At 71.1% G+C, this 26,893-nt stretch carries 23 protein-coding genes; 16 read left to right on the top strand and 7 right to left on the bottom strand.

Annotation, left to right across the window (positions count from 1 at the left end):
- Positions 1-118: 118 nt before the first annotated feature.
- The 4 genes from ACI2L1_RS42255 (at position 119) to ACI2L1_RS42240 (ending at position 2,764) form a co-directional block, all read left to right on the top strand.
- Positions 119-535, top strand: a complete 417-nt coding sequence (locus tag ACI2L1_RS42255; RefSeq protein ID WP_404744793.1) for a hypothetical protein — start codon at positions 119-121, stop codon at positions 533-535.
- 40 nt (positions 536-575) lie between these two features.
- Positions 576-1,289 (top strand): YcnI family protein, encoded by a 714-nt coding sequence (locus tag ACI2L1_RS42250; protein WP_404744792.1) that lies wholly within the window; start codon positions 576-578, stop codon positions 1,287-1,289.
- A 66-nt stretch (positions 1,290-1,355) separates the two neighbouring features.
- Positions 1,356-1,997, top strand: coding sequence for a hypothetical protein (locus tag ACI2L1_RS42245; RefSeq protein ID WP_404744791.1), 642 nt, complete (start codon positions 1,356-1,358; stop codon positions 1,995-1,997).
- Between the two features lie 182 nt (positions 1,998-2,179).
- Entirely contained in the window at positions 2,180-2,764 is a 585-nt protein-coding gene (locus tag ACI2L1_RS42240; RefSeq protein WP_404744790.1) for a sigma-70 family RNA polymerase sigma factor, read from the top strand.
- Positions 2,765-2,853: 89 nt separating this feature from the next.
- Here the strand turns inward: ACI2L1_RS42240 and ACI2L1_RS42235 are convergent, their stop codons facing one another.
- Both ACI2L1_RS42235 and ACI2L1_RS42230 read right to left on the bottom strand, forming a co-directional pair.
- Positions 2,854-5,973, bottom strand: coding sequence for an FAD-binding and (Fe-S)-binding domain-containing protein (locus tag ACI2L1_RS42235; RefSeq protein WP_404744789.1), 3,120 nt, complete (start codon positions 5,971-5,973; stop codon positions 2,854-2,856).
- 59 nt (positions 5,974-6,032) lie between these two features.
- Positions 6,033-6,515: a MarR family winged helix-turn-helix transcriptional regulator gene (locus ACI2L1_RS42230; RefSeq protein ID WP_404744788.1), complete on the bottom strand. Its 483-nt coding sequence runs from the start codon at positions 6,513-6,515 to the stop codon at positions 6,033-6,035.
- A gap of 83 nt (positions 6,516-6,598) precedes the next feature.
- Here ACI2L1_RS42230 and ACI2L1_RS42225 point away from each other — a divergent pair, with 83 nt between their 5' ends.
- Entirely contained in the window at positions 6,599-7,114 is a 516-nt protein-coding gene (locus ACI2L1_RS42225) for a YceI family protein (RefSeq protein ID WP_404744787.1), read from the top strand.
- On the opposite strand, the gene ACI2L1_RS42220 is transcribed toward ACI2L1_RS42225, so the two are convergent.
- A complete protein-coding gene (locus ACI2L1_RS42220; RefSeq protein ID WP_404744786.1) occupies positions 7,095-8,765 on the bottom strand; it encodes a hypothetical protein in 1,671 nt (556 codons plus the stop codon). The genes ACI2L1_RS42225 and ACI2L1_RS42220 overlap by 20 nt on opposite strands.
- 267 nt (positions 8,766-9,032) lie before the next feature.
- Here ACI2L1_RS42220 and ACI2L1_RS42215 point away from each other — a divergent pair, with 267 nt between their 5' ends.
- From ACI2L1_RS42215 to ACI2L1_RS42185, 7 genes are all read left to right on the top strand, one after another.
- Positions 9,033-9,422: a cell division protein SepF gene (locus ACI2L1_RS42215; RefSeq protein WP_404744785.1), complete on the top strand. Its 390-nt coding sequence runs from the start codon at positions 9,033-9,035 to the stop codon at positions 9,420-9,422.
- 407 nt (positions 9,423-9,829) lie between these two features.
- Positions 9,830-11,026, top strand: coding sequence for an ATP-binding protein (locus tag ACI2L1_RS42210; protein WP_404744784.1), 1,197 nt, complete (start codon positions 9,830-9,832; stop codon positions 11,024-11,026).
- Positions 11,023-11,349 (top strand): nucleotide pyrophosphohydrolase, encoded by a 327-nt coding sequence (locus tag ACI2L1_RS42205; RefSeq protein ID WP_404744783.1) that lies wholly within the window; start codon positions 11,023-11,025, stop codon positions 11,347-11,349. Before ACI2L1_RS42210 ends, ACI2L1_RS42205 begins: the two co-directional genes overlap by 4 nt.
- 177 nt (positions 11,350-11,526) lie before the next feature.
- A complete protein-coding gene (locus tag ACI2L1_RS42200; RefSeq protein ID WP_404744794.1) occupies positions 11,527-11,988 on the top strand; it encodes a DUF6099 family protein in 462 nt (153 codons plus the stop codon).
- A 322-nt stretch (positions 11,989-12,310) separates the two neighbouring features.
- Positions 12,311-13,234, top strand: a complete 924-nt coding sequence (locus ACI2L1_RS42195) for an LLM class F420-dependent oxidoreductase (protein WP_404744782.1) — start codon at positions 12,311-12,313, stop codon at positions 13,232-13,234.
- Positions 13,235-13,387: 153 nt separating this feature from the next.
- Positions 13,388-14,866: a 3' terminal RNA ribose 2'-O-methyltransferase Hen1 gene (locus tag ACI2L1_RS42190; protein ID WP_404744781.1), complete on the top strand. Its 1,479-nt coding sequence runs from the start codon at positions 13,388-13,390 to the stop codon at positions 14,864-14,866.
- Positions 14,863-17,442, top strand: a complete 2,580-nt coding sequence (locus ACI2L1_RS42185) for a polynucleotide kinase-phosphatase (protein WP_404744780.1) — start codon at positions 14,863-14,865, stop codon at positions 17,440-17,442. Before ACI2L1_RS42190 ends, ACI2L1_RS42185 begins: the two co-directional genes overlap by 4 nt.
- A gap of 63 nt (positions 17,443-17,505) precedes the next feature.
- Here ACI2L1_RS42185 and ACI2L1_RS42180 read toward each other — a convergent pair whose 3' ends face one another.
- Together ACI2L1_RS42180 and ACI2L1_RS42175 are read right to left on the bottom strand one after the other, a co-directional pair.
- Positions 17,506-18,396 (bottom strand): hypothetical protein, encoded by an 891-nt coding sequence (locus ACI2L1_RS42180; protein ID WP_404744779.1) that lies wholly within the window; start codon positions 18,394-18,396, stop codon positions 17,506-17,508.
- Positions 18,393-19,397 carry an SPFH domain-containing protein gene (locus ACI2L1_RS42175; protein WP_404744778.1) on the bottom strand — a complete coding sequence of 335 codons (1,005 nt, stop codon included), beginning with the start codon at positions 19,395-19,397 and terminating at the stop codon, positions 18,393-18,395. The genes ACI2L1_RS42180 and ACI2L1_RS42175 overlap by 4 nt, the downstream gene beginning before the upstream one ends.
- A 123-nt stretch (positions 19,398-19,520) precedes the next feature.
- Here ACI2L1_RS42175 and ACI2L1_RS42170 point away from each other — a divergent pair, with 123 nt between their 5' ends.
- Positions 19,521-20,744, top strand: coding sequence for an arginine deiminase (locus ACI2L1_RS42170; protein ID WP_404744777.1), 1,224 nt, complete (start codon positions 19,521-19,523; stop codon positions 20,742-20,744).
- A gap of 59 nt (positions 20,745-20,803) precedes the next feature.
- A complete protein-coding gene (gene argF, locus ACI2L1_RS42165) occupies positions 20,804-21,811 on the top strand; it encodes an ornithine carbamoyltransferase (RefSeq protein WP_404744776.1) in 1,008 nt (335 codons plus the stop codon).
- Positions 21,812-21,882: 71 nt separating this feature from the next.
- Here the strand turns inward: argF and ACI2L1_RS42160 are convergent, their stop codons facing one another.
- Positions 21,883-22,335, bottom strand: a complete 453-nt coding sequence (locus ACI2L1_RS42160) for an ATP-binding protein (RefSeq protein WP_404744775.1) — start codon at positions 22,333-22,335, stop codon at positions 21,883-21,885.
- Between the two features lie 321 nt (positions 22,336-22,656).
- On the opposite strand from ACI2L1_RS42160, the gene ACI2L1_RS42155 reads away from it, so the two are divergent.
- Together ACI2L1_RS42155 and ACI2L1_RS42150 are read left to right on the top strand one after the other, a co-directional pair.
- A complete protein-coding gene (locus tag ACI2L1_RS42155; protein WP_404744774.1) occupies positions 22,657-23,484 on the top strand; it encodes an enoyl-CoA hydratase family protein in 828 nt (275 codons plus the stop codon).
- Positions 23,485-25,854 carry a bifunctional salicylyl-CoA 5-hydroxylase/oxidoreductase gene (locus tag ACI2L1_RS42150; RefSeq protein ID WP_404744773.1) on the top strand — a complete coding sequence of 790 codons (2,370 nt, stop codon included), beginning with the start codon at positions 23,485-23,487 and terminating at the stop codon, positions 25,852-25,854. It abuts the gene before it with no gap.
- Between the two features lie 19 nt (positions 25,855-25,873).
- On the opposite strand, the gene ACI2L1_RS42145 is transcribed toward ACI2L1_RS42150, so the two are convergent.
- Positions 25,874-26,893, bottom strand: a 1,020-nt coding sequence (locus ACI2L1_RS42145) for a sulfate adenylyltransferase subunit 1 (RefSeq protein ID WP_404744772.1), incomplete at its 5' end; no start/stop codon positions are given.

The following is a 26,893-nucleotide window of genomic DNA, read 5'->3' as shown; positions in this document are numbered from 1 at the left end:
CCGAGGCTTCTTCTTCCCCATGCTCTCCATGATGGACATCCTCCCGGGGCAGAACCCCTGATCTCGGATGTCCGTCAAAGCGGATCAAGCCCAGCCCTCCGCAGCGACGCATCACGGCATGGCGATGCACCACATGGCGATGCACCACATGGCGATGCACCACATGGCCGCGACGCACATGGTCGCTAGGCACATGGCGGCGACGCATATGACCATGCAGGGCATGCGGATGAGCCACACCGCGGCACCGCACCCGCATGCCGGCACCCCGCACGCCACCGCGGCCCACATCTCGGCCGCCCTCCTGCTGACCTGGTGGCTACGGCGCGGCGAGGCCGCCCTGTGGTCGCTCCTGCGCCGTTCCGCCGCGCTCGTACCGGGTCTCGCGGCCTGGTGGCAGGGGTACGGCGATCCGGCCGCCCCGGCCCCCGCGCGGCCGGTCCCCGACAGCGGCCCCCGGACACCCCGTCCCCTCCTGCTGCGCCACACGGTCCACCGGCGCGGACCGCCCACGACGATCCCGTACGCGATCTGACCCCCCCACCCCATTTCTTCGGTACGGAGATCCCTCACCCATGTCCTCAGCACACACCGCCCTGCGCCGCGCCGCCGGCACCGCCCTCGCAGCCGCCACCGTCCTCACGGCCGCGGGCGTCGCCTCCGCGCATGTCACCGTCCACCCCGACAGCTACGCCAAGGGCGCCACCGACGGCGCGCTGACCTTCCGCGTGCCCGACGAGAGCGACACCGCGAGCACCACCGAGGTCCAGCTGTTCCTGCCCACCGACCACCCCCTGCTCGGCGTGCTCGTCTCCCCGCACGACGGCTGGACGGCCAAGGTCACGAACACCAAGCTCAAGACGCCGGTCAAGACGGACGACGGCACCATCACCGACGCCGTCTCCGAGATCACCTGGACCGGCGGGAAGATCGGCTCCGGCCACTACGAGGACTTCGAGGTCGCCTTCGGCGAGCTGCCCGACGACACCGCCCAGCTGACCTTCAAGACCCTCCAGACCTACTCCGACGGCAAGGTCGTCCGCTGGATCGAGGAGGCCGCGTCGGGCGACGAGGAGCCGGAGAACCCGGCACCGGTCCTCAAGCTCACGTCGGCCGAGGGCACGTCGGCCGCCACCTCCAAGACGGCGTCGAAGACCCCGGCGGCCACCGCGAAGGCCTCGGACAGCGACTCCACCGCGCGCGGCCTCGGCGTCGCCGGGCTGGTCGTCGGTGTGCTCGGCCTCGCGGCCGGGGCCTTCGCCGTCGTACGGAGCCGCCGCGCTCAGTGAGCAGTCACCTGTGGATTTCCGTACCCACAGGTGACTTTCGATGCCCGGATGGCAGGATGAGGCGCCATGACAGCAGGGTGGTGTGCTCGCACGGTACGGGCCGCGGTGTTCGCGGCCGTCTGTGTGCTGCTCGCCGCCCTGGGCCACGTCCTCATGTCCGGCACCCGGGTGCCGGGCTGGACACTGGCCGCGGGCCTGGTCGTGACCGGGTGCGCGGGCTGGTGTCTGGCCGGCCGTGAACGGGGCCTGCCACTGATCGTGGCCGTCGTCGTCTCCGCCCAGACGGCCCTGCACTCGGCCTTCTCCCTCGCGCAGCCCACTTCGGCGGCGCAGGACATGGGCGGAATGCACATGGAGTCCATGCACACGAGTGGCATGGACTCCATGGACGCGGCTCAGCTGGGTGCTTCCTCGGGCGTCGGCGCTCTCGCGTACTGGCTGCCTTTCGGCATGTACGCCGCCCACCTGCTCGCCGCGCTCCTCACCGGCCTCTGGCTGGCTTACGGCGAGAGGGCGGCGTTCCGCATCCTGCGGGCCGTGGCCGGATGGCTGGTCGCCCCGTTGCGGCTGCTGCTCGTCCTGCCCGCGACCCCGCACCGCCCGCGTGTGCGGATGCGTCGCGCCCGCTCCGAGCGGGCGCCGAGGCTACTTCTCCTCGTCCACGCGATCACCCATCGCGGTCCGCCCCTGGGGACGGCTGTCGCCTGACGACAGCCGACACCCCGAGGCCGCCCCAGTGCGCCTCGGGCACTCGGTCGTACGCCCACGTATGTGCGCCCCGCACGTGTGGTCGCCGTACGGCCGCATCCCCTCACCGGACCGTTGCGCACCCATGTGCACAGCCACGACAGCAGCGGCCCGGATCACGGCTGACCCCAGAAGGACACCTGGTGATCACTTCCGCCCTGCCCGTCTCGGCCGACCCCCGCAGCAAACGGGAGTCCGCCGACGCCTCCGCCACCGCCTGGGCGCTCGCCGCCCGCACGGGTGACACCGAGGCCGTCGAACACTTCGTGCGTGCCCTGCATCGCGACGTACTGCGCTATGTCTCCTACCTGTGCGCCGACCCCCAGGCCGCGGAAGACCTGGCCCAGGACACGTTCCTGCGGGCGCTCGGCAGTCTGCACCGGTTCGAGGGGCGTTCCTCGGCGCGGGCGTGGCTGCTGTCCATCGCGCGGCGGGCGGTGATCGACGGGTTCCGCCGTGCGGCGGTGCGGCCCCAGCAGTACGACTGCCCCGACTGGGAGCTCGCGGTCGAGCGAGCCCAGCGGGAGGACGTGCCTGGTTTCGACGACGGGATAGTGCTGCTTGATCTGTTGGGGACGTTGTCCGACGAGCGGCGGGAGGCGTTTGTGCTCACGCAGATGCTGGGGTTGTCGTATCAGGAGGCGGCTGTGGTGAGTGGGTGTCCGGTGGGGACCGTGCGGTCTCGGGTGGCGCGGGCGCGGGCGGCGCTGATGGAACTGGTGGTCTGAGGTCCGTGGGCGGCCGCGGGAGCGTCGTGGCTGGTCGCGCCCACGCGGCGGAGCCGCATATCGATACAGCCCAGCGCCTCTTGGTTCACTCACCGTTTGCTGCGGAGGAGCCGGGCTGTCGTGGCCGCCGCCGCCAGGCCCGCCAAGCCCGCTCCGGTCAGGGTCAGTGCCCTTGCCCTGCGGCTCGGTGGCGTCGGCCGCGCACCCGGAGCCACGCCGTACGCGCTGCCCGGTGCTCCCCGCAGCGCGCTCGCCAGCAGCTCCGCCAGGTGCACCGCCTCGTGGCCGCCGCTGTCGAACTCGTGGATCTGGGTGCGGCAGCTGAAGCCGTCGGCGAGGACCACCGTCTCCGGGGCCTCCTCCCGCAGGCGGGGCAGGAGTACGCGTTCCGCGCACGCCTCGCTGACCTCCAGGTGGCCCGGCTCGAAGCCGAAGTTGCCGGCGAGGCCGCAGCAGCCGGAGTCCAGGCGTTCGGCGTCGACGCCCGCGCGGCGCAGGAGTTCCCGGTCGGCCTCCCAGTCCAGTACCGCGTGCTGGTGGCAGTGCACCTGGGCGAGGGCCTTCGCGGAGCGTTCCGGCACCTGCGGGGGTTCGTAGCCGGGGGAGTGCTCGGTGAGCAGTTCGGCAAGAGTGACCGTCTGGTCGCGCAGCCGTCGTACGTCGTGGTCGCCGGGGAACAGCTCCGGTGCGTCCGCGCGGAACACGGCGGTGCAGCTGGGCTCCAGGCCCACCACCAGGCCGCCCGCCCGGACGTGCTCGGCGAGTCGGCGCACGGTGTGCCCCAACACCCGCTCAGCGGTCGCTAGTTGACCCGTCGAGATCCAGGTCAGGCCACAGCACAGCGGTTCCTCGGGCAGCTCGACCCGCCAGCCCGCGTGCTCCATGAGCGTCACGGCGGCCTGTCCGATGTGCGGGTGGAAGTGGTTGGTGAAGGTGTCCGGCCACAACAGGACGGTGCCGCGCGCCCCGTCGCCGTACGGCTCGTGCCGCGCGAACCACTGCTGGAGCGTCTCCCTGGCGAACAGCGGTACCTCGCGGTTCTCCACGCCGGCGACGGCCACGGCCGCCCTGGACAGCGGCGGGGTGTGGGTCAACGCGTTGACGAGCGGCCCGAGTCGGGCGCGCCCGACCGCCTGGGCGACGGCGGGCAGCCAGCCCATGGACAGGTGCGCGCGGGGCCTGCGCCACCAGCGGCCCTCGTAGTGGTGGGACAGGAACTCCGCCTTGTACGTGGCCATGTCGACGTCCGCCGGGCAGTCCTTCTTGCAGCCCTTGCACGCCAGACACAGGTCGAGGGCGTCGCGTACGGCCTCGGAGCGCCAGCCGTCCTGGATCGCGCTGTCCCCGTGGCCGTCGAGCATCTCGAACAGCAGCCGGGCCCGCCCGCGCGTGGAGTGCTCCTCCTCGTGTGTGACCTGGTAGGACGGGCACATCACCGCGCCGCCCTCGGTGGTGTGCTGACGGCATTTCCCCACGCCCACACAGCGGTTGGCGGCCTCGGCGAAGGACCCGCCGTCGTGCGGGAAGCGGAAGTGCAGGTCGCGGGGGTCGTACGGGGCCCAGTCAGCGCCGAGGCGCAGGTTCTCGTCGAGCTTGTACGGCGCCACGACCTTCCCGGGGTTCATCCGGTCGCGCGGGTCGAAGACGGCCTTCAACTGACCGAAGGCGGTGACGAGCCGCTCCCCGAACATCCTCGGCAGCAACTCGCCCCGGCTCTGCCCGTCACCGTGCTCACCGGAGTAGGAACCGCCGAACTCGGTGACCAGGTCGGCCGCCCGCTCCATGAACCGCCGGTACGCGGCCACCCCGTCGGCGGAGTACAGGTCGAAGGGGATCCGGGTGTGCACACAGCCCTGGCCGAAATGGCCGTAGAGACTGGGCCCGGTGTCGCTGAGATAGCCGAACTCGTCGTACAGGGCCCGCAGTCGGCGCAGATAGTCGCCGAGCCGCTCGGGCGGGACCGCCGAGTCCTCCCAGCCCTCGAAGGTGTCGGGGCGGCCCGGGATGTGTGCGGTGGCGCCCAGTCCGGACTCGCGGACGGCCCACAACTCCTGTTCGTGGGAGGGATCGTCGAGGAAGGCGACCTCGGGGTCGTGCTCCGACTCGTGCAGTCCGTCCAGCATGCGGTGGGCGTGTTCGTCGGCCTCCCGCACGGTCTCCCCGCCGAACTGCACCATCAAGAAGGCGTTCCCCTCGGGGAGTTCGGCGCGGGCCTTCGGGTTGAGATGCTTGATCCGCTCGTCCTTCAGCAGCCGGGAGTCGATGCCCTCCAGCGCGATCGGTTCGTAGGGCAGGATCGTCGGCACCGCGTCGGCGGCCGACTCGATGTCGGGGAAGCCGAGGACGACCAGGGTGCGTTCCTTCACCACCGGCGCCAGTTCCAGCTTGGCGCGCAACACCGTGACCAGGGTCGACTCACTGCCGACCAGCAGCCCGGCGACGTCGAAGCCATGCTCCGGGAGCAGCGAGTCGAGGTTGTAGCCGGAGACGCGGCGCGGGATGTCCGGGAAGCGGGCGCGGATCTCGTCGGCGTAGGTGTCGCGCAGGGCGCGCAACTGCCGGTACACGGAGGCCCGTAGGTCTCCCTGCCGCTCGATCTCGGCGTACTCCTCGTCGCTGGTCTCCCCGCACCAGAACCGGGTGCCGTCGTACAACTGCACTTCCAGGCGGGCGATGTTGTCGACGACCTTGCCGTAGGCCTGCGCGGTGGCCCCGCAGGAGTTGTTGCCGATCATGCCGCCGATGGTGCAGTTGGCGTGGGTGGCGGGCTCGGGGCCGAACCGCAGGCCGGTCGGGGCGAGTTGGCGGTTGAGCTCGTCGAGGACGATGCCGGGCTGCACGACACAGCTGCGGTTGTCCTCGTCCACGGACTCCAGGCGTCCGCAGTACTTCGACCAGTCGATCACCACGGCGGTGTTGGTGCACTGCCCGGCGAGGCTGGTCCCGCCGCCCCGGGACAGCACCGGAGCGTCGTGCTCTCGGGCCACGGCCAGCGCCTCCGCGGCCGCCTCGGGCGTACGGGGCACGACCACGCCGATCGGGGTCTGGCGGAAGTTCGAGGCGTCCGTCGAGTAGGCGGCCCGGCTCCCCGCGTCGAAGCGGACCTCGCCGTCGACCCGCTCGCGCAGGGCACGCTCCAGGGCCACCGTGTCCGGCGGGGGTGCGTCAGGCCGTCGTACGACAGGAACGGGCAGGTCGGAGGTCCCCATGAACCCCTCCTTCGGAATCGGCGCGGGCACCGGCCGGGTACCCGCAACCGCCCCGGTGACTACTCCGGCTTCGCCTCCACGGCGAGATCCGGCAGCAGGGCGCACAGCGCTTCGCGCTGGTCGGGGCCCATGAACCGTGCCAGGGCCTCCTTGACCGTCTCGGCGAGGGTGCCGGAGGCGTCCTTGAGCAGGTCCCGCGCCTTCTCGGTGAGGGCCACCTCGATGCCCCGCTTGTCGCCGCAGACCGCCTTGCGGGTGACGAGGCCGGCGTGCTGGAGACAGGCGATCTGGTAGGTGAGGCGGGTCTTGGGGCGGCCCAGCAGCTCGGCGATCCGTGTCATGCGCTGACCTTCCCGGGGACCCGTGGCCAACAGGCACAGGACCAGGAACTCGTCGTGCGAGACGTCCAGCCGTTCCTTGACGACGGCGCGCAGCTCCTGCTCCACGGCTCCGGTCGCGGCCAGCATCAGCATCCAGGCGTGCAGCTCGGCGGGCAGGAGTCCGTCACCTGCGGCGGAGGGACAGTCGGAGAGGTCGGCCATGGCTTCGATTCTACCCGTTGTCCAAATTTGAATAATCGGCTAGCGTGCTGTCATCCAAATTTGGACTATGTGAGTGAGGAACCATGACAGTCGCCGTCGAAACCGGAACCTGGCAGCTCGACCGGACCGCCACCACCGTCGCCCTGAAGCACAGGACGATGTGGGGCCTGGTCACGGTCAAGGGCGCCTTTGCCACCGTGGACGGCCAGGGCGAGGTGCGGCCCGACGGATCCGCCGTCGGCACCCTCACCCTCGACGCCGCTTCCCTCGACACCAAGAACGCCAAGCGCGACGAGCACCTGCGGGGCTCCGACTTCTTCGACGTCGAGAACCACCCCGAGATCACCTTCGCGGTGCGCAGCGCCGAACTGCGCGACGGCGACCAGGTGCATGTGATCGGTCAGCTGACCGTGCGCGGCATCAGCCGCCCCCAGTCCTTCACCGCGAAGCTCGCCGACGCGAGCGCCGACACGGTCACGCTCAACGCCGAGTTCTCGGTCGACCGCGAGCACTTCGGCCTGGGCTGGAACCAGCTGGGCATGATCCGCGGCCTGACCACGGTCACCGCCGCGCTGCGCTTCAAGCGGTCGGCAGCGTGATGTAGGTGCTCGACAGCGTCTGCGGCGAGGCCGTGAAGACACGCAGCCGGACCCGCTGATGCCGGTGCGGCAGGGCGTACGTCCCGCCGGGCGGCCGCAGTTCGTAGACGGCCGTGGTGTGGGCGGCCAGCGTGGCCGGGCCCCGCAGTACCGAGAAGTACGGATACATGCCCTGGCCCCGGGTGAGGGTGAAGTGCGGGGTCAGCGCCCGGTCCTCGCTGTTGGTGACCCGCAGGGTCAGCCGGGAGAGCGTGCGGGCGTCATGGCGCAGCGCGGTGACCTTCATACGCAGGGGCGGTGAGCCGGTGGCCGCCAGCGCCGCGCTCGCCAGGGCCGGGCTCAGCAGCAGTACGACCGCGGCGATCCGCGCGGGGCGCCGGTGCGGGCCGCCGAGCCGGTCCGCGAACGGCTGCCAGGCCCCGGCGAACTCCGCCGTGGGCGCGGTGACCGCCGCCGCCAGCCACAGCGGGGTCATCATCAGGTAGTAGCCGTCCTGCGAACGGGTCGCCAGATAGAAGGCCAGCCACGGCAGCACGGTCGCCGCCGGACCCAGCCGCCGCACGAACAGCACGAACAGCGCCAGCAGACCGGCGAGCAGCAGCAGGCTCGCGTACCCGTACCAGTCGAGCCGGTCGCTGCCGTCCGTGAGATACAGCGACACGCCCATCAGGCCCTGGCCGTGCAGCACCGCGCCCTGGATCAGCGGCAGCGCGATCCCCTTCAGCCACGCCACCGGTTGGCTCACGACGAAGTACGTGTTGATCAGCAGCCATACGGTGGCGGCGACCCCGGCGAGGCGCAGCATCACCAGGCCCGCCTCTCGCGCGCCGAGTTCCCCGCGCCGTACGGCGTAGATCCCGGCGAGCAGGAACGGCGCCAGGAACCACGGCAGTTGCTGCGCCGCGCACGCCGCGCCCAGACAGGCCGCCTGCGCCACCCCGGCCGGACCGAGCCGTCCGCCCCGGCCGATCCGGGGCCAGCGCACCACCACCGGCACCATCAGGGCCAGCGCCAGGATCGCCGGGTAGCCGAGTCGGCCGTACATGGGAATCATCGAGAATCCGAGGCACGCCATGGTCGCCGCCGACCGCCACGGCGCCGGCAGCAGCCACCACAGCACGACCGTGCCGACCAGCATCGCGCCCGTGCTCATCGCTATGGCAGGCACGCCGCCGTGGCCGAGCCACAACAGGGGCGCGGTCAGCAGCGGGGCGAGCGGGGGATAGCCGTACGTGTAGTCGTACCCGCCCGTGACGGTCGGGGTCAGCGCGATGCCGTTGCTGCCGAAGAGCCAGGGCCACGGGTGGCCGTACACCCCGTGTCCCGCGACGAGTTCGCGGGCCGCCTGGGCGGTGAGGACGGATTCGTCGGAGCCGCGGTGGAACAGGACGAACGCGCACAGGGCGAGCGTCAGGCCGGTCAGCAGTACGCACAGGTCCACGCGCGCCAGGGCTCGTCGTCCGCGCACCACCAGGGCCAGTACGCCGCAGACGAGGATCGAGGCGTAGCAGACGGAGATCACCATGGCCACCGCGGGCCGGTGGGTGGCCGCCTGCGTCCACACCTCGCGGGTCCCGATGAAGAGGCTGATGTCCGCGAGCAGGGTCAGGACGCGATGCCACTGCGTGGGAGGTTCCGGGGCGGCGGTCACCGCCGGCTGGGTTCGCCGGCCGGGTGCCGACAGTTGAGTATCTGCCAGGAGCACGACATCGGACGCTAATCGGACCCGGTGAGGGAGGTGGCGACGGAGGCCAAGAGTCCGGTGTGAGGCGGGTAAGACCCTTTCGTCACGGTGGGAGGTGACGTGAAGTGTCCGCCGAGCCCGTCGCGGACCGTGTCGCTGTTGGGCCGAACGGGTGACTTGGCGTAAGAATTGGCTGGTGCAGGCATTGAAGGCGAGTCGGAGCGGGGGGAGCCGGTGAACAGGTACGACGTCACCGATGAACAGTGGGAAGGGCTCGCCCAGGTAGTTCCGCTGCGTGGGCGGGACGCGTGGCCGTCCGCGATCGACCACCGGTCCGTCCCGGAGGCCGAGACCGAGGCCCGGCGCCGGTTCGTCGTCCTGCGGATCAACGTCTTCGCGGACGCCCGCGAGGTCGCCGAGACCCTCATGGCGGGCATCCCCGTCCTCCTCGACCTCACCGGCGCGGAGACGGAGGTCGCCAAGCGCGTCCTCGACTTCAGCACGGGCGTCGTCTTCGGCCTGGCGAGCGGGATGCACCGCGTGGACCGCAACGTCTTCCTGCTGACACCGGCTGGGACCGAGGTGACGGGGCTGATGGAGGGGGCGGGGATGCCGGGGGCCTAGGGGGTGTCTGTCTGACCATTCCCGTCGTCCGCCCGGAGGGCAGGCGGGAATGGTCAGACACCCCCTAGGGGGTGGGTCGTTCCGGTGTCGCGGCGGGTGGCATGCCGATCTGCGGCACGGTTGTCGGCTGTCGGATCCCCCCCCACGCTCGAACGATCCCGCGCGGGAAGCGCCCCGTCGCTTCCGCGCTCGCCGCCCGGCTCGCCGCACCCGAACCCGCTCACCCGGGCCGACGCCGCGCCGTTGCCCGGAGTCGGGCCGGTGCGCCGGACCGGCACAGGCCGACCGGATCCAGGAGCGGCCCGGTTGCGGGGGCGCCCGCCGGGGCGCGGGTGCCGTTCGCTCGATCGAAGGAAGGCCCCCGGGGAGAAACGGTTCGCCCGGTGGCGGAGTCCTACGGTCCGGATATGCGTGTGTCCCCCACCTCCTCTGTCGCGTCGGCTCAGTCGGCCTCTCCGCTCGCGGAGCTCTCGCAGGGTGGCGAGCGCCGTCACGACCGGCCGTGTCTCACCGAGCTACGGCTGTCCGCGTACGCCGTGCACCGGCGGGCCGGGTTGTCGCTCGGGCCGCTCACCCTGTTCGCCGGGCCCAGCGGGAGCGGCAAGACGAGCGCGCTCAGGGCGTACGAGGCACTCGCCCGGCTCGGTGGCGGCGCGAGCCTCGCCGAGGTGTTCCCCGACCCCGTCGCCTGTGTCCCCGACCGGGCCCGACCCGACGCGCAGCGCCGCCGCGGCTTCCGGATCGGCTGCACGGCCGACGGACCGGAAGGGCTGGTCCGGCTCGACATCGCCGTCCAGGCCGAGCCCGAACTACGCGTCGTGGGCGAGCGGTTGACGTCCGACGGGCTCGTCCTCCTGGAGACCGGCCTGCGCGACCCGTCCCGCCGGTCCGTACAGGCCGCCTGGCACACGGCCGGAACCGCACTGGTCACTCGCGCCCAGCTCCCCGACGACCAACTCGGTACCGCACTCCTGCCCTTGCACGTGGCCGGCAGGACCGACGGCCAGCGGCGCGTCCTCGCCGCCGCCGAACAGACCGTGGTCGCCCTGCGCTCCGTCTTCGGCTGCGACCCACGCCCCGGACGCATGCGCCTCCCCGTCCCGACCGGCTCCGGACGGCTGCTCGGCGGCTGCGACAACCTCGCCGACGTCCTGTGGCGCACGCGCGCGGAGTGCGGCCGACGGCACGCCCAACTCGTCGCCGCCGTACGCGCCGGCTGCGCGGGACCCGTCACCGATGTCCTCGCGGAACCCCTGCTCACCGGCACTGTCCGGGCAGTGCTCGACCGCGGCGACGGCAGCCGTACGGAGCTCGGGCGGCTGGGCGACGGCGAGTTGAGGTACCTCGCCCTCGCGCTGGTGCTGCTCACCGGACCCGGCGTGCTGGAGGTCGACCCGGCCGGCGAGGTGCCCGAGGCGATGCAGACGCTCACCGTGCTCGCCGACAACCTCGACCGCGGCCTCGACGGGCGGCAGCGGGCCGAACTGCTGCGGCTGGCCGTGCGGATGTGTGAGCGCGGGCACATCCGGCTCGTCGGCGCGGTGAGCGACGCCTCGTGGGCCACCGGGGTGGACGGCGTCACGGTGGTACACCTGGAGCCGTGACAGAACCTCTCGACGTGGCGAAACTGCAGCGCCGTCTGGCCGAGTTCGCGGCGGCCCGCGACTGGCAGCCCTACCACACCCCCAAGAACCTCGTCGCCGCGCTCAGCGTGGAGGCCTCCGAACTGGTCGAGATCTTCCAGTGGCTGACGCCCGAGCAGTCGGCACGGGTCATGGACGACCCCGACACCGCGCACCGCGTCACGGACGAGGTCGCCGATGTGCTCGCGTATCTGCTCCAGCTGTGCGAGGTGCTCGGCGTCGATCCGCTGGCGGCGCTGGACGCGAAGATCGACCGGAACGAGCGAAGGTTTCCGGCGCCGTGAGGAGTTGTTCAGTCCTCTTTCACTCTCCGTGATGAAAAGGTGGTCCGAAATCGATTCGTTGTCCGCAGATTTCCGTCTACCTCTGGCTTTCTGTTCCGAGAGACCTCACTCTGGGTAGTGGACAAGGGAGTTCGGGCGGACGTGCCGGGGGTACGTCGCGACAGACGGGGGCAGCCGATGGACGCGGTGCGGCTCATCGTGACGAGCAGGCGTGCCCTGGCCGGGGGCGGCGAGGCGCCTCAGGTGATGGCCGAGGTGTGGCAGGCGCAGGCCCTGGCCCAGGCGATAGGGAGTCGCCTCGCGGTCGCCGGGCCACCTGAACTCCGGGGCGAGGCCCTCGGGTTGACCGAGCTGGCAGGCCGTGGCTGCGGAGTCCTGGACCGCCCCGACATCGCCATGGCGGAGCTGCGGGCGGCGCAACTCACCGAACTCGGCGACGCCCGCCAGGCGCTCGTCTGCCTCGGCGGCCTCCTCGGCGAGGTGGGCATAGCCCTGGTCGGGCTCGCCTGCGCGGCGGATGACGAGAGGACGTACTGGCAGTGCATGGAGGCGATCGACGCGGCGGACGAGTCCCGGGACCGGGTGCTGCAGATGCTGCGAAGACTCGCGGACCGGGGGGAGGAGAGAGAGGCGGGCTAGTGGTGCATGTCGGCCGCGGGCCCGGTAGGGGCTGGTCGCGCTGTTCCCCGCGCCCCTGAGTGGGTGCAGTCAAGGCACACCCAGCTGAACCCACCTAGGGGCGCGAGGCTGTGTCGATGTGCGGCTCCGCCGCGTGGGCGCGACCAGCCATGACGCGCCCGCACCCGCCGGTACCGCCCAGCCCTCAGCCGACCTCCTCCTGCGGCAACCCCTTCGGCCGCCCAGCCCCCGCAGTCAGTGGCACGTTTCCTTCGGCCGGGGGGCCACGGAGGCCACGGGGACCGGTGGGGGCGCAGCGCACCGCTGCATGCAGGATGGAGACATGGATCTCCGCATCTTCACCGAGCCCCAGCAGGGCGCAAGTTACGACACCCTCCTCACCGTCGCGAAGGCCACGGAAGACCTCGGTTTCGACGCATTTTTCCGGTCTGACCATTTCCTCAGGATGGGCGACGGCGACGGCCTCCCCGGCCCCACCGACGCCTGGATCACCCTCGCCGGCCTGGCCCGCGAGACCAAGCGCATACGCCTCGGCACCCTGATGACCGCCGCCACCTTCCGGCTGCCCGGCGTGCTCGCCATCCAGGTCGCCCAGGTCGACCAGATGTCCGGCGGCCGCGTCGAACTAGGCCTGGGCGCGGGCTGGTTCGAGGAGGAGCACACGGCGTACGGCATTCCGTTCCCGAAGGAGAAGTTCCCCCGCCTGGAGGAGCAGCTGGAGATCGTCACCGGCCTGTGGGCCACCGAGCCCGGCGAGACCTTCGACTTCCACGGCATGCACTACGACCTCACCAAGTCGCCCGCGTTGCCCAAGCCCGCCCAGCACAAGATCCCCGTGCTGATCGGCGGCCACGGCGCGACCCGCACCCCGCGCCTCGCGGCTCGCTTCGCCGACGAGTTCAACATGCCGTTCAGCTCGGTCGAGGACAGCGAGACCCAGTTCGGCCGGGTCCGCGCCGCCGCCCAGGAGGCGGGTCGCGCGGCCGACGCGATCACCTTCTCCAACGCCCTCGTCGTCTGCGTCGGCAAGGGCGACCAGGAGGTCGCCCGCCGTGCCGCCGCGATCGGTCGCGAGGTCGAGGAGCTCAAGGCCAACGGCCTGGCCGGCACCCCCGCCGAGGTCGTCGACAAGATCGGCCGCTACGCCGCCGTAGGCTCCCGCCGTGTGTACCTCCAGGTCCTCGACCTCGACGACCTGGACCACCTGGAGCTGATCTCCGCGCAGGTCCAGTCGCAGCTGTCGTGACCAGGGCGGTGTCCGCCGGTTAATCGAGGGCGCAGGTCGGGCCCGACATGCGAAGCTGGGGACGTCGTCCTGCCGAGCCCCCAGGATCACCGTCCTCGGGGGCTTTCGCGTACGGCGTTCCCATCCCGTCCACCGGCCGGAGAGGCCACGCGCATGTTCCTGACCATCAGCACCACCGGCACCCCCGAGCGCCCCGCCACCGACCTCGGCTTCCTGCTGCACAAGCATCCCGAGAAAGCGCAGGCGTTCTCCACCTCCTACGGCAGGGCGCACGTCCTGTATCCCGAGGCGGACGATCAGCGGTGCACGGCGGCGCTGCTGCTGGAGCTCGACGCGGTGGCGATGGTCAGGCGCGGCAAGGGCAAGGGCCGCGGCGGCGCCCCCGACGCGGCACTCGCGCAGTACGTCAACGACCGTCCGTACGCGGCTTCTTCGCTGCTCGCGGTGGCGCTGAGCGCGGTCTTCTCCAGCGCGATGCGCGGGGTGTGCCACGCCAAGCCCGAACTCCCGCAGCAGGCAAGGCCGTTGCGGATCGAGGTGCCCGCGCTCCCGGCCCGCGGCGGCCCGGATCTCGTACGGGGTCTCTTCGAGCCGCTCGGCTGGACCGTGACCGCCGAACCGATCGCGCTGGACACCGAGTTCCCGGAGTGGGGCGACTCGCGCTACGTCCGCCTCGAACTGGAGTCCACGCAGCTCACCGTCGCCGAGGCCCTGCGCCATCTGTACGTCCTCCTCCCCGTGCTGGACGACGCCAAGCACTACTGGGCGGCCTCCGACGAGGTCGACAAGCTGCTCAGGGCGGGCGAGGGCTGGCTGCCCGCGCACCCGGAGCACAAGCTGATCACCAGCCGCTACCTGTCCCGCCGCTGGTCGCTGACGCGCGAGGCGATGGAGCGCCTGGAGCTGGTGCGGCTGGCGGAGGCCGACGACAGCGAGGTCGAGGACATCGACAACGCCGTCGAGGCGGAGACGGAGACCGAGGAGAAGCCGACCCCGCTCGCCGTACAGCGTCGCGAGGCCATCCTGGACGCGCTGCGCGCCGCCGGTGCCGCCCGTGTCCTCGATCTCGGGTGCGGACAGGGCCAGTTGGTGCAGGAGCTGCTCAAGGACCCGAAGTTCACCGAGATCGTCGGCGTCGACGTGTCGGTGCGGGCGCTCACCATCGCCTCCCGGCGGCTGAAGCTGGACCGCATGGGGGAGCGGATGGCCTCGCGCGTCCAGCTCTTCCAGGGTTCACTCGCCTACACCGACAAGCGGCTCAAGGGGTACGACGCCGCCGTGCTCAGTGAGGTGATCGAGCACGTCGACCTGCCGAGGCTGCCCGCCCTGGAGTACGCGGTGTTCGGCGCGGCCCGCCCCCGGACGGTTCTCGTGACGACCCCGAACGTCGAGTACAACGTCCGCTGGGAGAGCCTCCCGGCCGGACACGTCCGGCACGGTGACCACCGCTTCGAGTGGACGCGGGAGGAGTTCCGGGCGTGGGCGTCGTCGGTGGCCGAACGGCACGGCTACGACGTGGAGTTCACGCCTGTGGGGCTGGACGACCCGGAGGTCGGACCGCCCACTCAGATGGCCGTTTTCGAGATGAGCACAGCTGTGATCAGGACCGAGAAGGAGGCGAAGGCGGCATGACCGAGACCCAGCGCACGGGACGCGCTCTCCCCGTCACCGACCTCTCCCTCGTCGTCCTCGTCGGAGCCTCCGGCTCGGGCAAGTCCACCTTCGCCCGGCGCCACTTCAAGCCGACCGAGGTCATCTCCTCCGACTTCTGCCGGGGACTCGTCTCCGACGACGAGAAAGACCAGGGGGCGACCAAGGACGCCTTCGACGTCCTGCACTACATCGCGGGCAAGCGGCTGGCCGCAGGCCGCCGCACGGTCGTCGACGCGACCAGCGTGCAGTCGGACTCCCGACGGCAGCTGATCGACCTGGCCAAGAAGTACGACGTCCTGCCGATCGCCATCGTCCTGGACGTGCCCGAGGAGGTGTGCGCCGAGCGCAACGCGGGCCGCACCGACCGGGCCGACATGCCCATCCGGGTCATCAAACGCCACATCCGCGAACTGAGGCGCTCCATCCGCCACTTGGAGCGCGAGGGCTTCCGCAAGGTCCACGTCCTGCGCGGAGTGGAGGACATCGAGCACGCCACCGTCGTCACCGAGAAGCGCTTCAACGACCTCACCCACCTCACCGGCCCCTTCGACATCGTCGGCGACATCCACGGCTGTGCCTCCGAACTGGAGTCCCTGCTGGGCAAGTTGGGCTACACCGACGGTGTGCACCCCGAGGGTCGTACCGCGGTCTTCGTCGGCGACCTCGTCGACCGGGGCCCGGACAGCCCGGGCGTGCTGCGCCGCGTGATGTCCATGGTCAAGTCGGGCAACGCGCTGTGCGTACCGGGCAACCACGAGAACAAGTACGGCCGTTACCTGAAGGGCCGCAAGGTCCAGCACACCCACGGCCTCGCGGAGACCATCGAGCAGATGGAGGCCGTGTCGGACGAGTTCCGGGCCGAGGTGCGGGAGTTCATCGACGGACTCGTCAGCCACTACGTGCTCGACGGCGGCCGCCTGGTGGTCTGTCACGCCGGTCTGCCGGAGAAGTACCACGGCCGTACCTCGGGCCGGGTCCGCTCGCACGCGCTGTACGGCGACACCACCGGTGAGACAGACGAGTTCGGGCTGCCGGTGCGCTACCCGTGGGCGGAGGACTACCGGGGCAGGGCCGCGGTCGTCTACGGTCACACACCCGTCCCGGAGGCGACCTGGCTCAACAACACGATCTGCCTGGACACCGGCGCCGTCTTCGGCGGCAAGCTCACGGCGCTGCGCTGGCCGGAGCGGGAGCTCGTCGACGTACCGGCGGAGCAGGTCTGGTACGAGCCGGTCAAGCCGCTGAAGTCGGAGGCCCCCGGCGGGCACGACGGCCGGCCGCTCGACCTCGCCGACGTGCACGGCCGCAGGGCCGTGGAGACCCGGCACCAGGGTCGTGTCGCGGTCCGCGAGGAGAACGCGGCCGCGGCCCTGGAGGTCATGAGCCGCTTCGCGGTGGACCCGAGGCTGCTGCCGTACCTCCCGCCGACCATGGCCCCGACGGCGACCAGCCACATCGAGGGCTATCTGGAGCACCCGGCGGAGGCGTTCGCGCAGTACGCCGGGGACGGGGTCGAGCGGGTGGTGTGCGAGGAGAAGCACATGGGCTCGCGGGCGGTGGCCCTGGTCTGCCGGGACGCGGAGGCGGCCCGCAAGCGCTTCGGCGCTGGGGGCACCTCCCGCTCGAGCGAAGCCGAGAGCGGGGGAGGCCCGACCGGCTCGCTGTACACGCGCACCGGGCGTCCCTTCTTCGACGACGAGTCGGTGACGGAGACGATCCTCGACCGGCTGCGGACGGCGATCGGCGAGGCGGGCCTGTGGGACGAACTCGCCACGGACTGGCTGCTGTTGGACGCCGAGTTGATGCCGTGGTCGCTGAAGGCCTCGGGCCTGCTGCGGTCGCAGTACGCGGCGGTGGGCGCCGCGTCCGGCGCGGTGTTCCCGGGTGCGCTGGCCGCGCTCCGGGGCGCGGCGGACCGAGGCGTGGACGTGACGGACCTGCTGGCCCGTCAGCGTGAACGGGCCGACGCGGCAGGTGCGTTCACCGACGCGTACCGGCGCTACTGCTGGACCACCGAGGGCCTTGACGGTGTCCGCCTGGCACCGTTCCAGATCCTCGCGGTCCAGGGCCGCAGCCTCGCCGGGCTGCCGCACGACGAGCAGCTGGCCCTCCTGGACCGGCTGGTGGAGCACGACTCCACGGGTCTGCTCCAGACCACCCGACGTCTCTACGTCGACACCGGCGACCCGGAGTCCGTCCGGGCGGGCGTCGACTGGTGGCTGGAGATGACCGGCCGCGGCGGCGAGGGCATGGTCGTCAAGCCGCTCGGCGCGGTGGTCCGCAGTGCGGAGGGGCGTCTGGTGCAGCCCGGCATCAAGTGCCGGGGCCGGGAGTACCTGCGGATCATCTACGGTCCGGAGTACACCCGCCCGGAGAACCTCGACCGACTGCGCAAGAGGTTCCTGAACCACAAGCGCTCCCTCGCGATCCGCGAGTACGCCCTCGGCCTGGAGGCCCTGGACCGGCTGGCGGAGGGCGAGCCGCTGTGGCGGGTGCACGAGGCGGTGTTCGGGGTGCTGGCGTTGGAGTCGGAGCCGGTGGACCCGCGGCTCTGAGCCGTGGGTCCGGGCGGGTGGGGGGTGGCCGTCGGGTCACCCCCCACCCGCCCGCCTGCAGGTTCACCTCACCAACCGCAACCGCTCTCCACAAACCCCCACCTCCACGGTCTGCCCCCATGTCAGCTCCAGAGCGTCGCCCTCCATCCCGTCCCCGAAGGCGATCAGGCGTTCGGACTCGACGGTGAGGCGGAGGCTGGCAGGGGCGGGGAGTTCGCCGGCGGTCAGGGAGGTGCCGGTGGCCGGGGAGGGCCAGGCCTCGCGGGCGAACCAGAGCAGGCGGTTCTCCGTCGGGGCCGGCAGCGGCAGGGCACCGCCCCGCTCCTGCCACACCGACCGGAGCCAGCCCGTGGCTCCGGTCCCCGTCCCCACCAGCACTCCGGAGGAAGCCTGGGCCTCGACGACACCCCCGTCGCCCTCCAGGCCCAGGCGGTATCTGGCGGTCTGATGACCGGCGGCCCCCAGGTAGATCTCGTTCAGTGCGACGAGCCGCTGGGTGTCGTCCGCGACGGCCTCGACCATCGTCAACTCGTCCACGCTCGCACCGGCCACTGCCAGCAACTCCGCTGTGTCCCGCGGGCGGTGGCGCACCAGGACGCCCGGGTTGCGGCCGGGTTCGGTGTCGATGCCCAACACCGGTTGTCCCGAGAGGTACTTGGCGGTGTTCGCCACCAGTCCGTCCTGCCCGACCACGACCACGACGTCCTCGGGCGCGAACAGGAAGCGGTCCAGGTCGGCCCGTTCCACTCGCGTCTGACGCCAGGTCAGCGGGATTGCCGAGGTGACTTCGACGAGCGCTCGCCGGGTGCGGTGGTGGCGTTCGGCGACCTCCTCGATGTCCCGTCCCCGGGAGGAGAGGAAGAAGGCGGCCTGGCCGTGGGTGCCGTGGTGGGCCACCAACTCCTCGTACTCCGTGGTGCGATGGACCAGTACGGCCCGTGGCGCGAGGCTCATGTCCCGTCCCGCGTGCCCAGCCTGGCCAGCAGCCCCGTCAGCACGTCCGGCGAGATCGTCACGCTGTCGATGTTCGGGATGTTCTCCGCGAGCCGGGTCCCGGTGAGGGCGTGCAGGGTGGCGACGTCGACATCGGCGTGCACCCGCAACCAGGCGGCCTGTGCCTGTGCCTTGGCGTCACCCACCGCGCGCGCCCCTTCGGCCTCCGCACGGGCGAGCCGTACCGAACGCGTCGCCTCCGCCTCCGCCCGCACCGCGTCCGCGGCCGCGTGCTCCTCCGCCTCCCGGCGGGTGTTCGTCCCGCGCTGCTCCACCAACTGCTCTTCGCGGCGGGCGAGTTCGATCTGGCTGGCCAGTTCGTTCTCGGCGATGGCCCGCTCGCGTTCTACGGCGACGGCTCGCCGTTCGTAGGTCGCCCGGTCGGCCTCCTGCTGGATCTGCTCGCGGGCCGGGGTGCGCAGGGCCCGTTCCACCTCCGGCTCGGGGCGCAGGGCCATCACGCGTACGGCGACCACCTCGATGCCGGTGGCGGGCAGCCGCGGCTCCGCGGCAAGACCCGCCGCGATCCGTTCGCGCACCGCCGCCACCCCGTCCACCAGGGCGGAGGACAGGGGTGTGCGGGCCAGTACGTCGAGCGCGTGCTGCTGGGCCGTCTCCGTGAGCAGCGTGCCCAGTTGCTCCAGCGGCGCGCCCCGCCACACTCCGGTGTCCGGGTCGATCGAGAAGTCCAGGCGCGCGGCGGCGAGGGCCGGGTCGCCGATCCGGTAGGTGACCGTCGCCTGGACCGCCACGTCCTGGAAGTCGGACGTACGGGCGTGGAACGTCATGGCCAACTCGCGGTCGTCGACCGGCACTTCGGAGAGCGCTGCGGTCAGTGCGCGGTACCAGAAGCTGAGTCCGGGACCGTCGTGCAGCAGTGTGCCGCCGCGGTGGTGCCGGATGTGCGCCGTGGGTGCGCCGCGCAGATGGCGCCAGCCGAGGCGCCGGGTGATGTCGGCCATCGAGCCCCCTCTTTTCGTCTGTCAGACGATAACCGTTCCGGCTGTTTATCGTCAAGAGGACGAGAAGAAGAAACCCGGCCGGACGGAGGGGTCAACACGCTTCCCGTTGGTCAGGATGGAGGCATGGGATTCCATGTCGACTCCGAGGCCGGGCGGCTGCGCCGCGTCATCCTGCACCGGCCGGATCTCGAGCTCAAAAGGCTCACCCCCAGCAACAAGGACGCACTGCTCTTCGATGACGTGCTGTGGGTGCGCCGGGCGCGCGCCGAGCACGACGGGTTCGCCGACGTGCTGCGCGATCGCGGTGTCGCCGTCCACCTCTTCGGCGACCTGCTCACCGAGGCCCTGGAGATCCCGGCGGCCCGGTCCCTCGTCCTGGACCGCGTCTTCGACGAGAAGGAGTACGGCCCGCTGGCCACCGACCACCTCCGGGCCTCCTTCGAGACGCTGCCCGCCGCCGAGCTGGCCGAGGCGCTCGTCGGCGGGATGACCAAGCGGGAGTACCTGGACGCGCACCCGGAGCCGACGTCCGTGCGCTTCCATGTCATGGAGCTCGACGACTTCCTCCTCGCCCCCCTGCCCAACCACCTCTTCACCCGTGACACCTCGGCCTGGATCTACGACGGGGTCTCCGTCAACGCCATGCGCTGGCCGGCCCGGCAGCGTGAGACGGTCCACTTCGAGGCGATCTACCGCCACCACCCGCTCTTCCGTGACGAAACGTTCCACATCTGGTCCGAGGGGCAGGCCGACTACCCGTCCACCATCGAGGGCGGGGACGTCCTCGTCATCGGCAACGGCGCCGTCCTCATCGGCATGAGCGAACGGACCACGCCCCAGGCTGTCGAGATGCTCGCGCACAAGCTCTTCGCCGAGGGTTCCGCGCAGACGATCGTGGCCCTCGACATGCCGAAGCGGCGCGCCTTCATGCATCTCGACACCGTGATGACGATGGTCGACGGCGACACCTTCACCCAGTACGCCGGGCTCGGCATGCTCCGCTCCTACACCATCGAACCGGGCGTCGACGACAAGGAACTCAAGGTCACCGACCACCCGCCGGAGCACATGCACCGCGCGATCGCCGCCGCGCTGGGGCTCGATGCGATCCGGGTCCTGACTGCGACCCAGGACGTGCACGCGGCCGAGCGCGAGCAGTGGGACGACGGCTGCAACGTCCTCGCGGTCGAACCGGGTGTCGTCGTCGCCTACGAGCGCAACGCCACCACCAACACTCACCTGCGCAAGCAGGGCATCGAGGTCATCGAGATCCCGGGCAGCGAGCTGGGGCGGGGGAGGGGCGGGCCGCGCTGTATGAGCTGTCCGGTGGAGAGGGAGGCTGTATAGAAATGCTGAATATCGTATAGACTTCCAGCGTCCTGTTCTCGTCCCTCTGGAGCGCCCCCATGGCGACAGTCCCCACCGCCCTCGCCGGGCGCCACTTCCTCAAGGAGCTCGACTTCACGGCGGAGGAGTTCCTCGGCCTGGTCGCGCTGGCCGCCGAGCTGAAGGCCGCGAAGAAGGCCGGGACCGAGACACGACACCTGAGCGGGAAGAACATCGCGCTGATCTTCGAGAAGACCTCGACGCGCACACGCTGCGCGTTCGAGGTCGCCGCGGCGGACCAGGGTGCCTCGACGACGTACCTGGACCCGTCCGGCTCGCAGATCGGGCACAAGGAGTCCGTACGGGACACCGCGCGCGTGCTCGGTCGTATGTACGACGGGATCGAGTACCGCGGGGACAGCCAGCAGAAGGTCGAGGAGCTGGCCGCGTACGCCGGTGTCCCGGTCTACAACGGACTCACCGACGACTGGCACCCCACCCAGATGCTCGCCGACGTGCTGACGATGACCGAGCACACCACGAAGCCGGTCCGGGAGATCGCCTTCGCCTACCTCGGTGACGCGCGGTTCAACATGGGCAACTCCTATCTGATCACCGGTGCGCTGCTCGGTATGGACGTGCGGATCGTCGCCCCGAAGACCTACTGGCCCGCGCAGGACGTCGTCGAGCGGGCGCGAACGCTCGCCGTGGACAGCGGGGCGCGGATCACTCTCACCGAGTCGCTGGAGGAGGGGGTCCTGGGGGCGGACTTCGTCGCGACCGACGTCTGGGTGTCCATGGGGGAGCCCAAGGAGGTCTGGGACGAGCGGATCGCCGCGCTGGCGCCGTACGCGGTGACGATGGATGTGCTGCGGGCCACGGGAAATCCCGAGGTCGGGTTCCTGCACTGTCTGCCGGCCTTCCACGACCTCGGTACCAAGGTGGGGCAGGAGATCTTCGAGAGCCACGGTCTTGAGTCCCTGGAGGTCACGGACGAGGTGTTCGAGTCCGGGCACTCGGTGGTGTTCGACGAGGCCGAGAACCGGTTGCACACGATCAAGGCCGTACTGGTGGCGACGTTGGCGTAGGGCGGCTCGTCGTCGGCTGCGGCTGAGTGGGGGCTTGTCGCGCAGTTCCCCTCGCCCCTAGGTGGGCCTTGTCACGCGGGGTGCCATTGAGACGGCACCACCGGCAGACGGAACCACACCGCCTTGCCGGTCTCGGTCGGCCGGTGGCCGCACGAGGAGCTGAGGGCGCGGATCAGCAGCAGGCCGCGGCCGTGTTCCTGCCAGGGGTCCGGGGCCTTGGCCTCCGGCTGGGTCAGATGGCCCGGAGGTGCCGGGTCCGGGTCGTGCACCTCTACCTGGCAGCCCGTGGGGAGCAGCTCGACCACGAGCTCTATGGGGGTGTCGCCGGCCGTGTGCTCCACGGCGTTCGCCACCAGCTCGGCCGTCAGCAGCTCCGCGGTGTCCCTGTCCGCCCCGTGCTCCAGCTCGGCCAGCGCGGTGCGGACCAGAGCGCGTGCAACGGGCACGGCCGCGGCGGAATGCGGCAGCGCGATGCGCCAGGAGGCGGAGGCTGAGGGGCGATCTTGCAAGGCGGGTCCGTTCATGAGCAGGCTGTCCTGCTTTCAACCGTATGAATGGTACGGCGCCGTCGGCAGAGGCCTCCGGCGGGAGCCGTACGGGACCTTCGGCCCCGTTGGCAGGCGGCTTACCCGTAGCAACGGCTTGCCTCCCGGTGCTGATCCCGCCGTTGCCGGTCTGTCGACGAGCCGTGACGCCTGTGACGGGTCCAGGTCAGATCTGCATGCCTCTATCGCGCACTCGTGACGACAGTCAAAGATGGGTGATAGTTTCGAGGGGTAGAGCACAGCTCACACCCCGGTCCTCGAACCTCGCACTTCGCCCGAGCACGAGGAGGCCGCACGATCATGAGCCCCTTCACCGGCTCCGCCGCCCGCACCTCCGACTGGCAGCACCTGCGCGTCGACCTCACCGACGGCGTCGCCACCGTCACCCTCGCCCGCCCCGAGAAACTCAACGCGCTCACCTTCGGCGCCTACGCCGACCTGCGTGATCTGCTCGCCGAGCTGTCCCGGGAGCGTTCCGTGCGCGCCCTGGTCCTGGCCGGCGAGGGCCGTGGATTCTGCTCCGGCGGTGACGTCGACGAGATCATCGGCGCGACCCTCGCCATGGACACCGCCCAGCTCCTCGACTTCAACCGGATGACGGGCCAGGTGGTGCGTGCCGTACGGGAGTGTCCGTTCCCCGTGATCGCGGCCGTGCACGGAGTGGCGGCGGGGGCAGGGGCGGTGCTGGCGCTGGCCGCCGACTTCCGGGTAGCCGACCCGTCGGCCCGCTTCGCGTTCCTGTTCACCCGCGTCGGACTGTCCGGCGGAGACATGGGCGCGGCCTATCTGCTGCCGAGGGTGGTGGGGCTCGGACACGCGACCCGGCTACTGATGCTGGGCGAACCGGTACGGGCACCGGAGGCCGAACGGATCGGCCTGATCAGCGAGTTGACGGACGAGGGCGGCGCCGACAAGGCCGCCGCGGCCCTCGCCCGCCGCCTGGCCGAGGGCCCGGCCCTGGCGTACGCCCAGACGAAGGCGCTGCTGACGGCGGAGCTGGACATGCCGCTCGCGGCTTCGGTGGAACTGGACGCCTCGACCCAGGCCCTGCTGATGCACGGCGAGGACTACCGGGAGTTCCACACGGCGTTCACGGAGAAGAGGCCGCCGAAATGGAAGGGGCGGTAAGTGTCCCGGCCTACAGGGGCGCGGGGCTGTGTTGAATGTGCGGCTACCGCCGCGCGGGCGCGACAAGCCCCCACTCACCCGCAGTCGCCACACGAGACCAGCCACCCCCTACGCGTGGCGATCATCGGCGGCGGCCCCGGCGGGCTCTACGCGGCCGCCCTGCTCAAACGCCTGGACCCGCGCAGAGACGTCACCGTCTGGGAACGCAACGCCCCCGACGACACCTTCGGCTTCGGCGTGGTCCTCTCCGACGAGACCCTCGGCGGCATAGAACACGCGGACCCCGAGGTCTACGAGGCCCTCCAGCACGACTTCACCCGCTGGGACGACATAGACATCGTCCACCGAGGCACCCGCCACACCTCCGGAGGCCACGGCTTCGCCGCCCTCGGCAGGAAACGTCTCCTGGAGATCCTCCACGACCGCTGCCGCACCCTCGGCGTGGACCTCCGCTTCCGCACCGAGGCACCCCCCGACCTGCACCGGACCCACGACCTGGTCATCGCCGCGGACGGGGTCAACAGCACCACACGCCAGGCCCTCACCCATGTGTTCCGGCCCCATGTGACCTCACACCACTGCCGCTACATCTGGCTCGCCGCCGACTTCGCCTTCGACGCCTTCCGGTTCGAGATCGCCGAGACCGAACACGGCGTCATGCAGCTCCATGGCTACCCCTACGCCCCCGACGCGTCGACCGTGATCATCGAGATGCGCGAGGAGGTCTGGAGGGCCGCGGGGTTCGACGGCGTCACCCCGCAGGAGTCGACGGAGAGCTGCGCCAAGATCTTCGCGGAAGCACTCCACGGCCGCCCTCTGCGCTCCAACAAGTCCACCTGGACCACCTTCCGCACCGTGGTCAACGAACACTGGTCGCACGGCAACACCGTCCTGCTCGGCGACGCCGCCCACACCGCCCACTTCTCCATCGGCTCCGGCACCAAGCTCGCCGTTGAGGACGCCCTCGCCCTGGCGGCCTGTCTGGAGGAACAGCCGGACCTGCAGGCGGCGTTGGCGGCCTACGAAGCGGAGCGCAAACCCGTCGTCGCCTCCACACAGCGCGCCGCCCGCGCCAGCCTGGAGTGGTTCGAGAACATCGGCCTGTACCTCGACCAGCCGCCGCGCCAGTTCGCCTTCAACCTGCTCACCCGCAGCCGCCGGGTCACCCACGACAACCTGCGTCTGCGTGACGCCCACTTCACCGGCAGCGTGGAGCGCGAGTTCGGCTGCGAGCCGGGTACGCCCCCGATGTTCACCCCGTTCCGGCTGCGGGACCTGACCCTGCGCAACCGGGTCGTGGTGTCGCCGATGGACATGTACTCCGCCACCGACGGCATCCCCGGCGACTTCCACCTGGTCCACCTGGGCGCCCGGGCCCTCGGCGGCGCCGGGCTGGTGATGACCGAGATGGTGTGCGTCTCGCCCGAGGGCCGGATCACACCCGGCTGCACCGGCCTCTACAACGGCGGACAGGCCGAGGCCTGGAAGCGGATCACCGACTTCGTGCACGCGCGGTCGCCGGGCACCGCGATCGGTGTGCAGCTGGGCCACAGCGGCCGCAAGGGCTCGACCAAGCTGATGTGGGAGGGCATCGACGAACCGCTGCCGGACGGCAACTGGCCCGTCGTGGCGCCGTCCCCGATCCCGTACAAGCCCGTCAACCAGACCCCGTGCGAGCTCAGCCGTGCCCAACTCAACGACATCCGCGAGCAGTTCACGGCAGCCGCCTGGCGTGCCGCCCGCGCCGGTTTCGACCTTCTCGAACTGCACTGCGCCCACGGCTACCTGCTCTCCGGCTTCCTCTCCCCGCTGACCAACCGGCGCACGGACGGCTACGGCGGCTCCCTCGCCGAGCGCCTCCGTTTCCCCCTGGAAGTCTTCGACGCCATCAGGGGAGTGTGGCCGCGGGAACTGCCCATGACCGTCCGTATCTCCGCCACCGACTGGGCCGAGGGCGGGAACACGGTCGAGGACGCCGTCGGGATCGCCCGCGCCTTCGCCGCGCACGGCGCCGACGCGATCGACGTGTCGACCGGACAGGTCGTGGCCGAGGAGCACCCGGAGTACGGGCGGTCGTACCAGACGCCGTATGCCGACCGGATCCGTCACGAGACCGGCGTCCCGGTGATCGCGGTCGGTGCGATCTCCTCCTGGGACGACGTCAACTCGCTGATCCTGGCCGGTCGTACGGACCTTTGCGCACTGGCCCGCCCGCACCTCTACGATCCGCACTGGACACTTCACGCGGCCGCCGAGCAGGGCTACGACGGTCCCGGCGTCGTCTGGCCGGACCCGTACCGCGCGGGCAGCCGCCGCCCGCAGACCGGACGCACCGACGCCCCCAAGCCCCGTCTGAAACTGGGGACTTGAGGGCGCTCGCGGTCCGGATCTACGGCAGCTCGACCATTCCCGCGGTCAGCGTCGACCCGTCCGCCGGGTCGATCAGGATGAACGCGCCGGTGCGCCGGGAGACCGCGTAGTCGTCCAGGGCGAGCGGATCGGCGGTGCGCAGGGTGATCCGGCCAAGGTCGTTGGCGGTCAACTCGCCCGCTCCCGCGAGGTCCTGGACAATCGCCTTCACGGTCCGGGTGGTGTGCCGGACCAGGACGCGGTCGCCGACCTTCAGCGGGCGGTCGGCCAGATGGCAGACGGACGCCCGGACGTCCCGGGTGAGCGCCGGGACGTCGATCCCCGTGGTGATCATGTCGCCGCGTGACACGTCCCGCTGGTCGGCGAGTCGCACGCTGATCGACTGCGGTGCCTGCGCGACCTCTTCGGCGGAGCCGAGCACGTCGATGCCGGTGATCACGGAGGTCTCGCCGGACGGATGGACGGTGACCCGGTCGCCCACCTTCAGTGCACCGGACACCAACTGGCCCGCGTAATGGCGGACTTCGCAGTCCCGGATGACGTACTGGACCGGGAAGCGGGCCGGGGCGTCGGTGGCCTCGCCACCGACCGGGACGTTCTCCAGGAACTCCAGGAGCGCGGGCCCCCGGTACCAGTCCATGCGGGTCGAGCGGTCCACGACGTTGTCGCCGACCAGCGCCGACACCGGGATCGGGGTGAAGCCGGGCAGGTCCAACTCGGCGGCGTGGCCCGCGAAGTCCTCGACGATCCGCTCGAACTCCTTCTCCTCGTACCCGACGAGGTCCATCTTGTTGACGGCGAGGACCACGTTCGGGACGCGGAGCAGGCCGGCCACGGCCGCATGGCGTCGGGTCTGCTCGACCACGCCGTTGCGGACGTCGACCAGGATGATGGCCAGCTCGGCGGTGGAGGCGCCGGTGACCATGTTGCGGGTGTACTGCACATGGCCGGGGGTGTCGGCGAGGATGAAGCGGCGCTTGGGGGTGGCGAAGTAGCGGTAGGCGACGTCGATGGTGATGCCCTGCTCGCGTTCGGCGCG

The sequence above is a fragment of the Streptomyces sp. NPDC019531 genome (assembly GCF_044903305.1).
Taxonomy (GTDB): Bacteria; Actinomycetota; Actinomycetes; order Streptomycetales; family Streptomycetaceae; genus Streptomyces.
The sequence above is the reverse complement of the archived record's forward strand: the minus strand, read 5'-3'. Positions and strand labels throughout refer to the sequence as shown.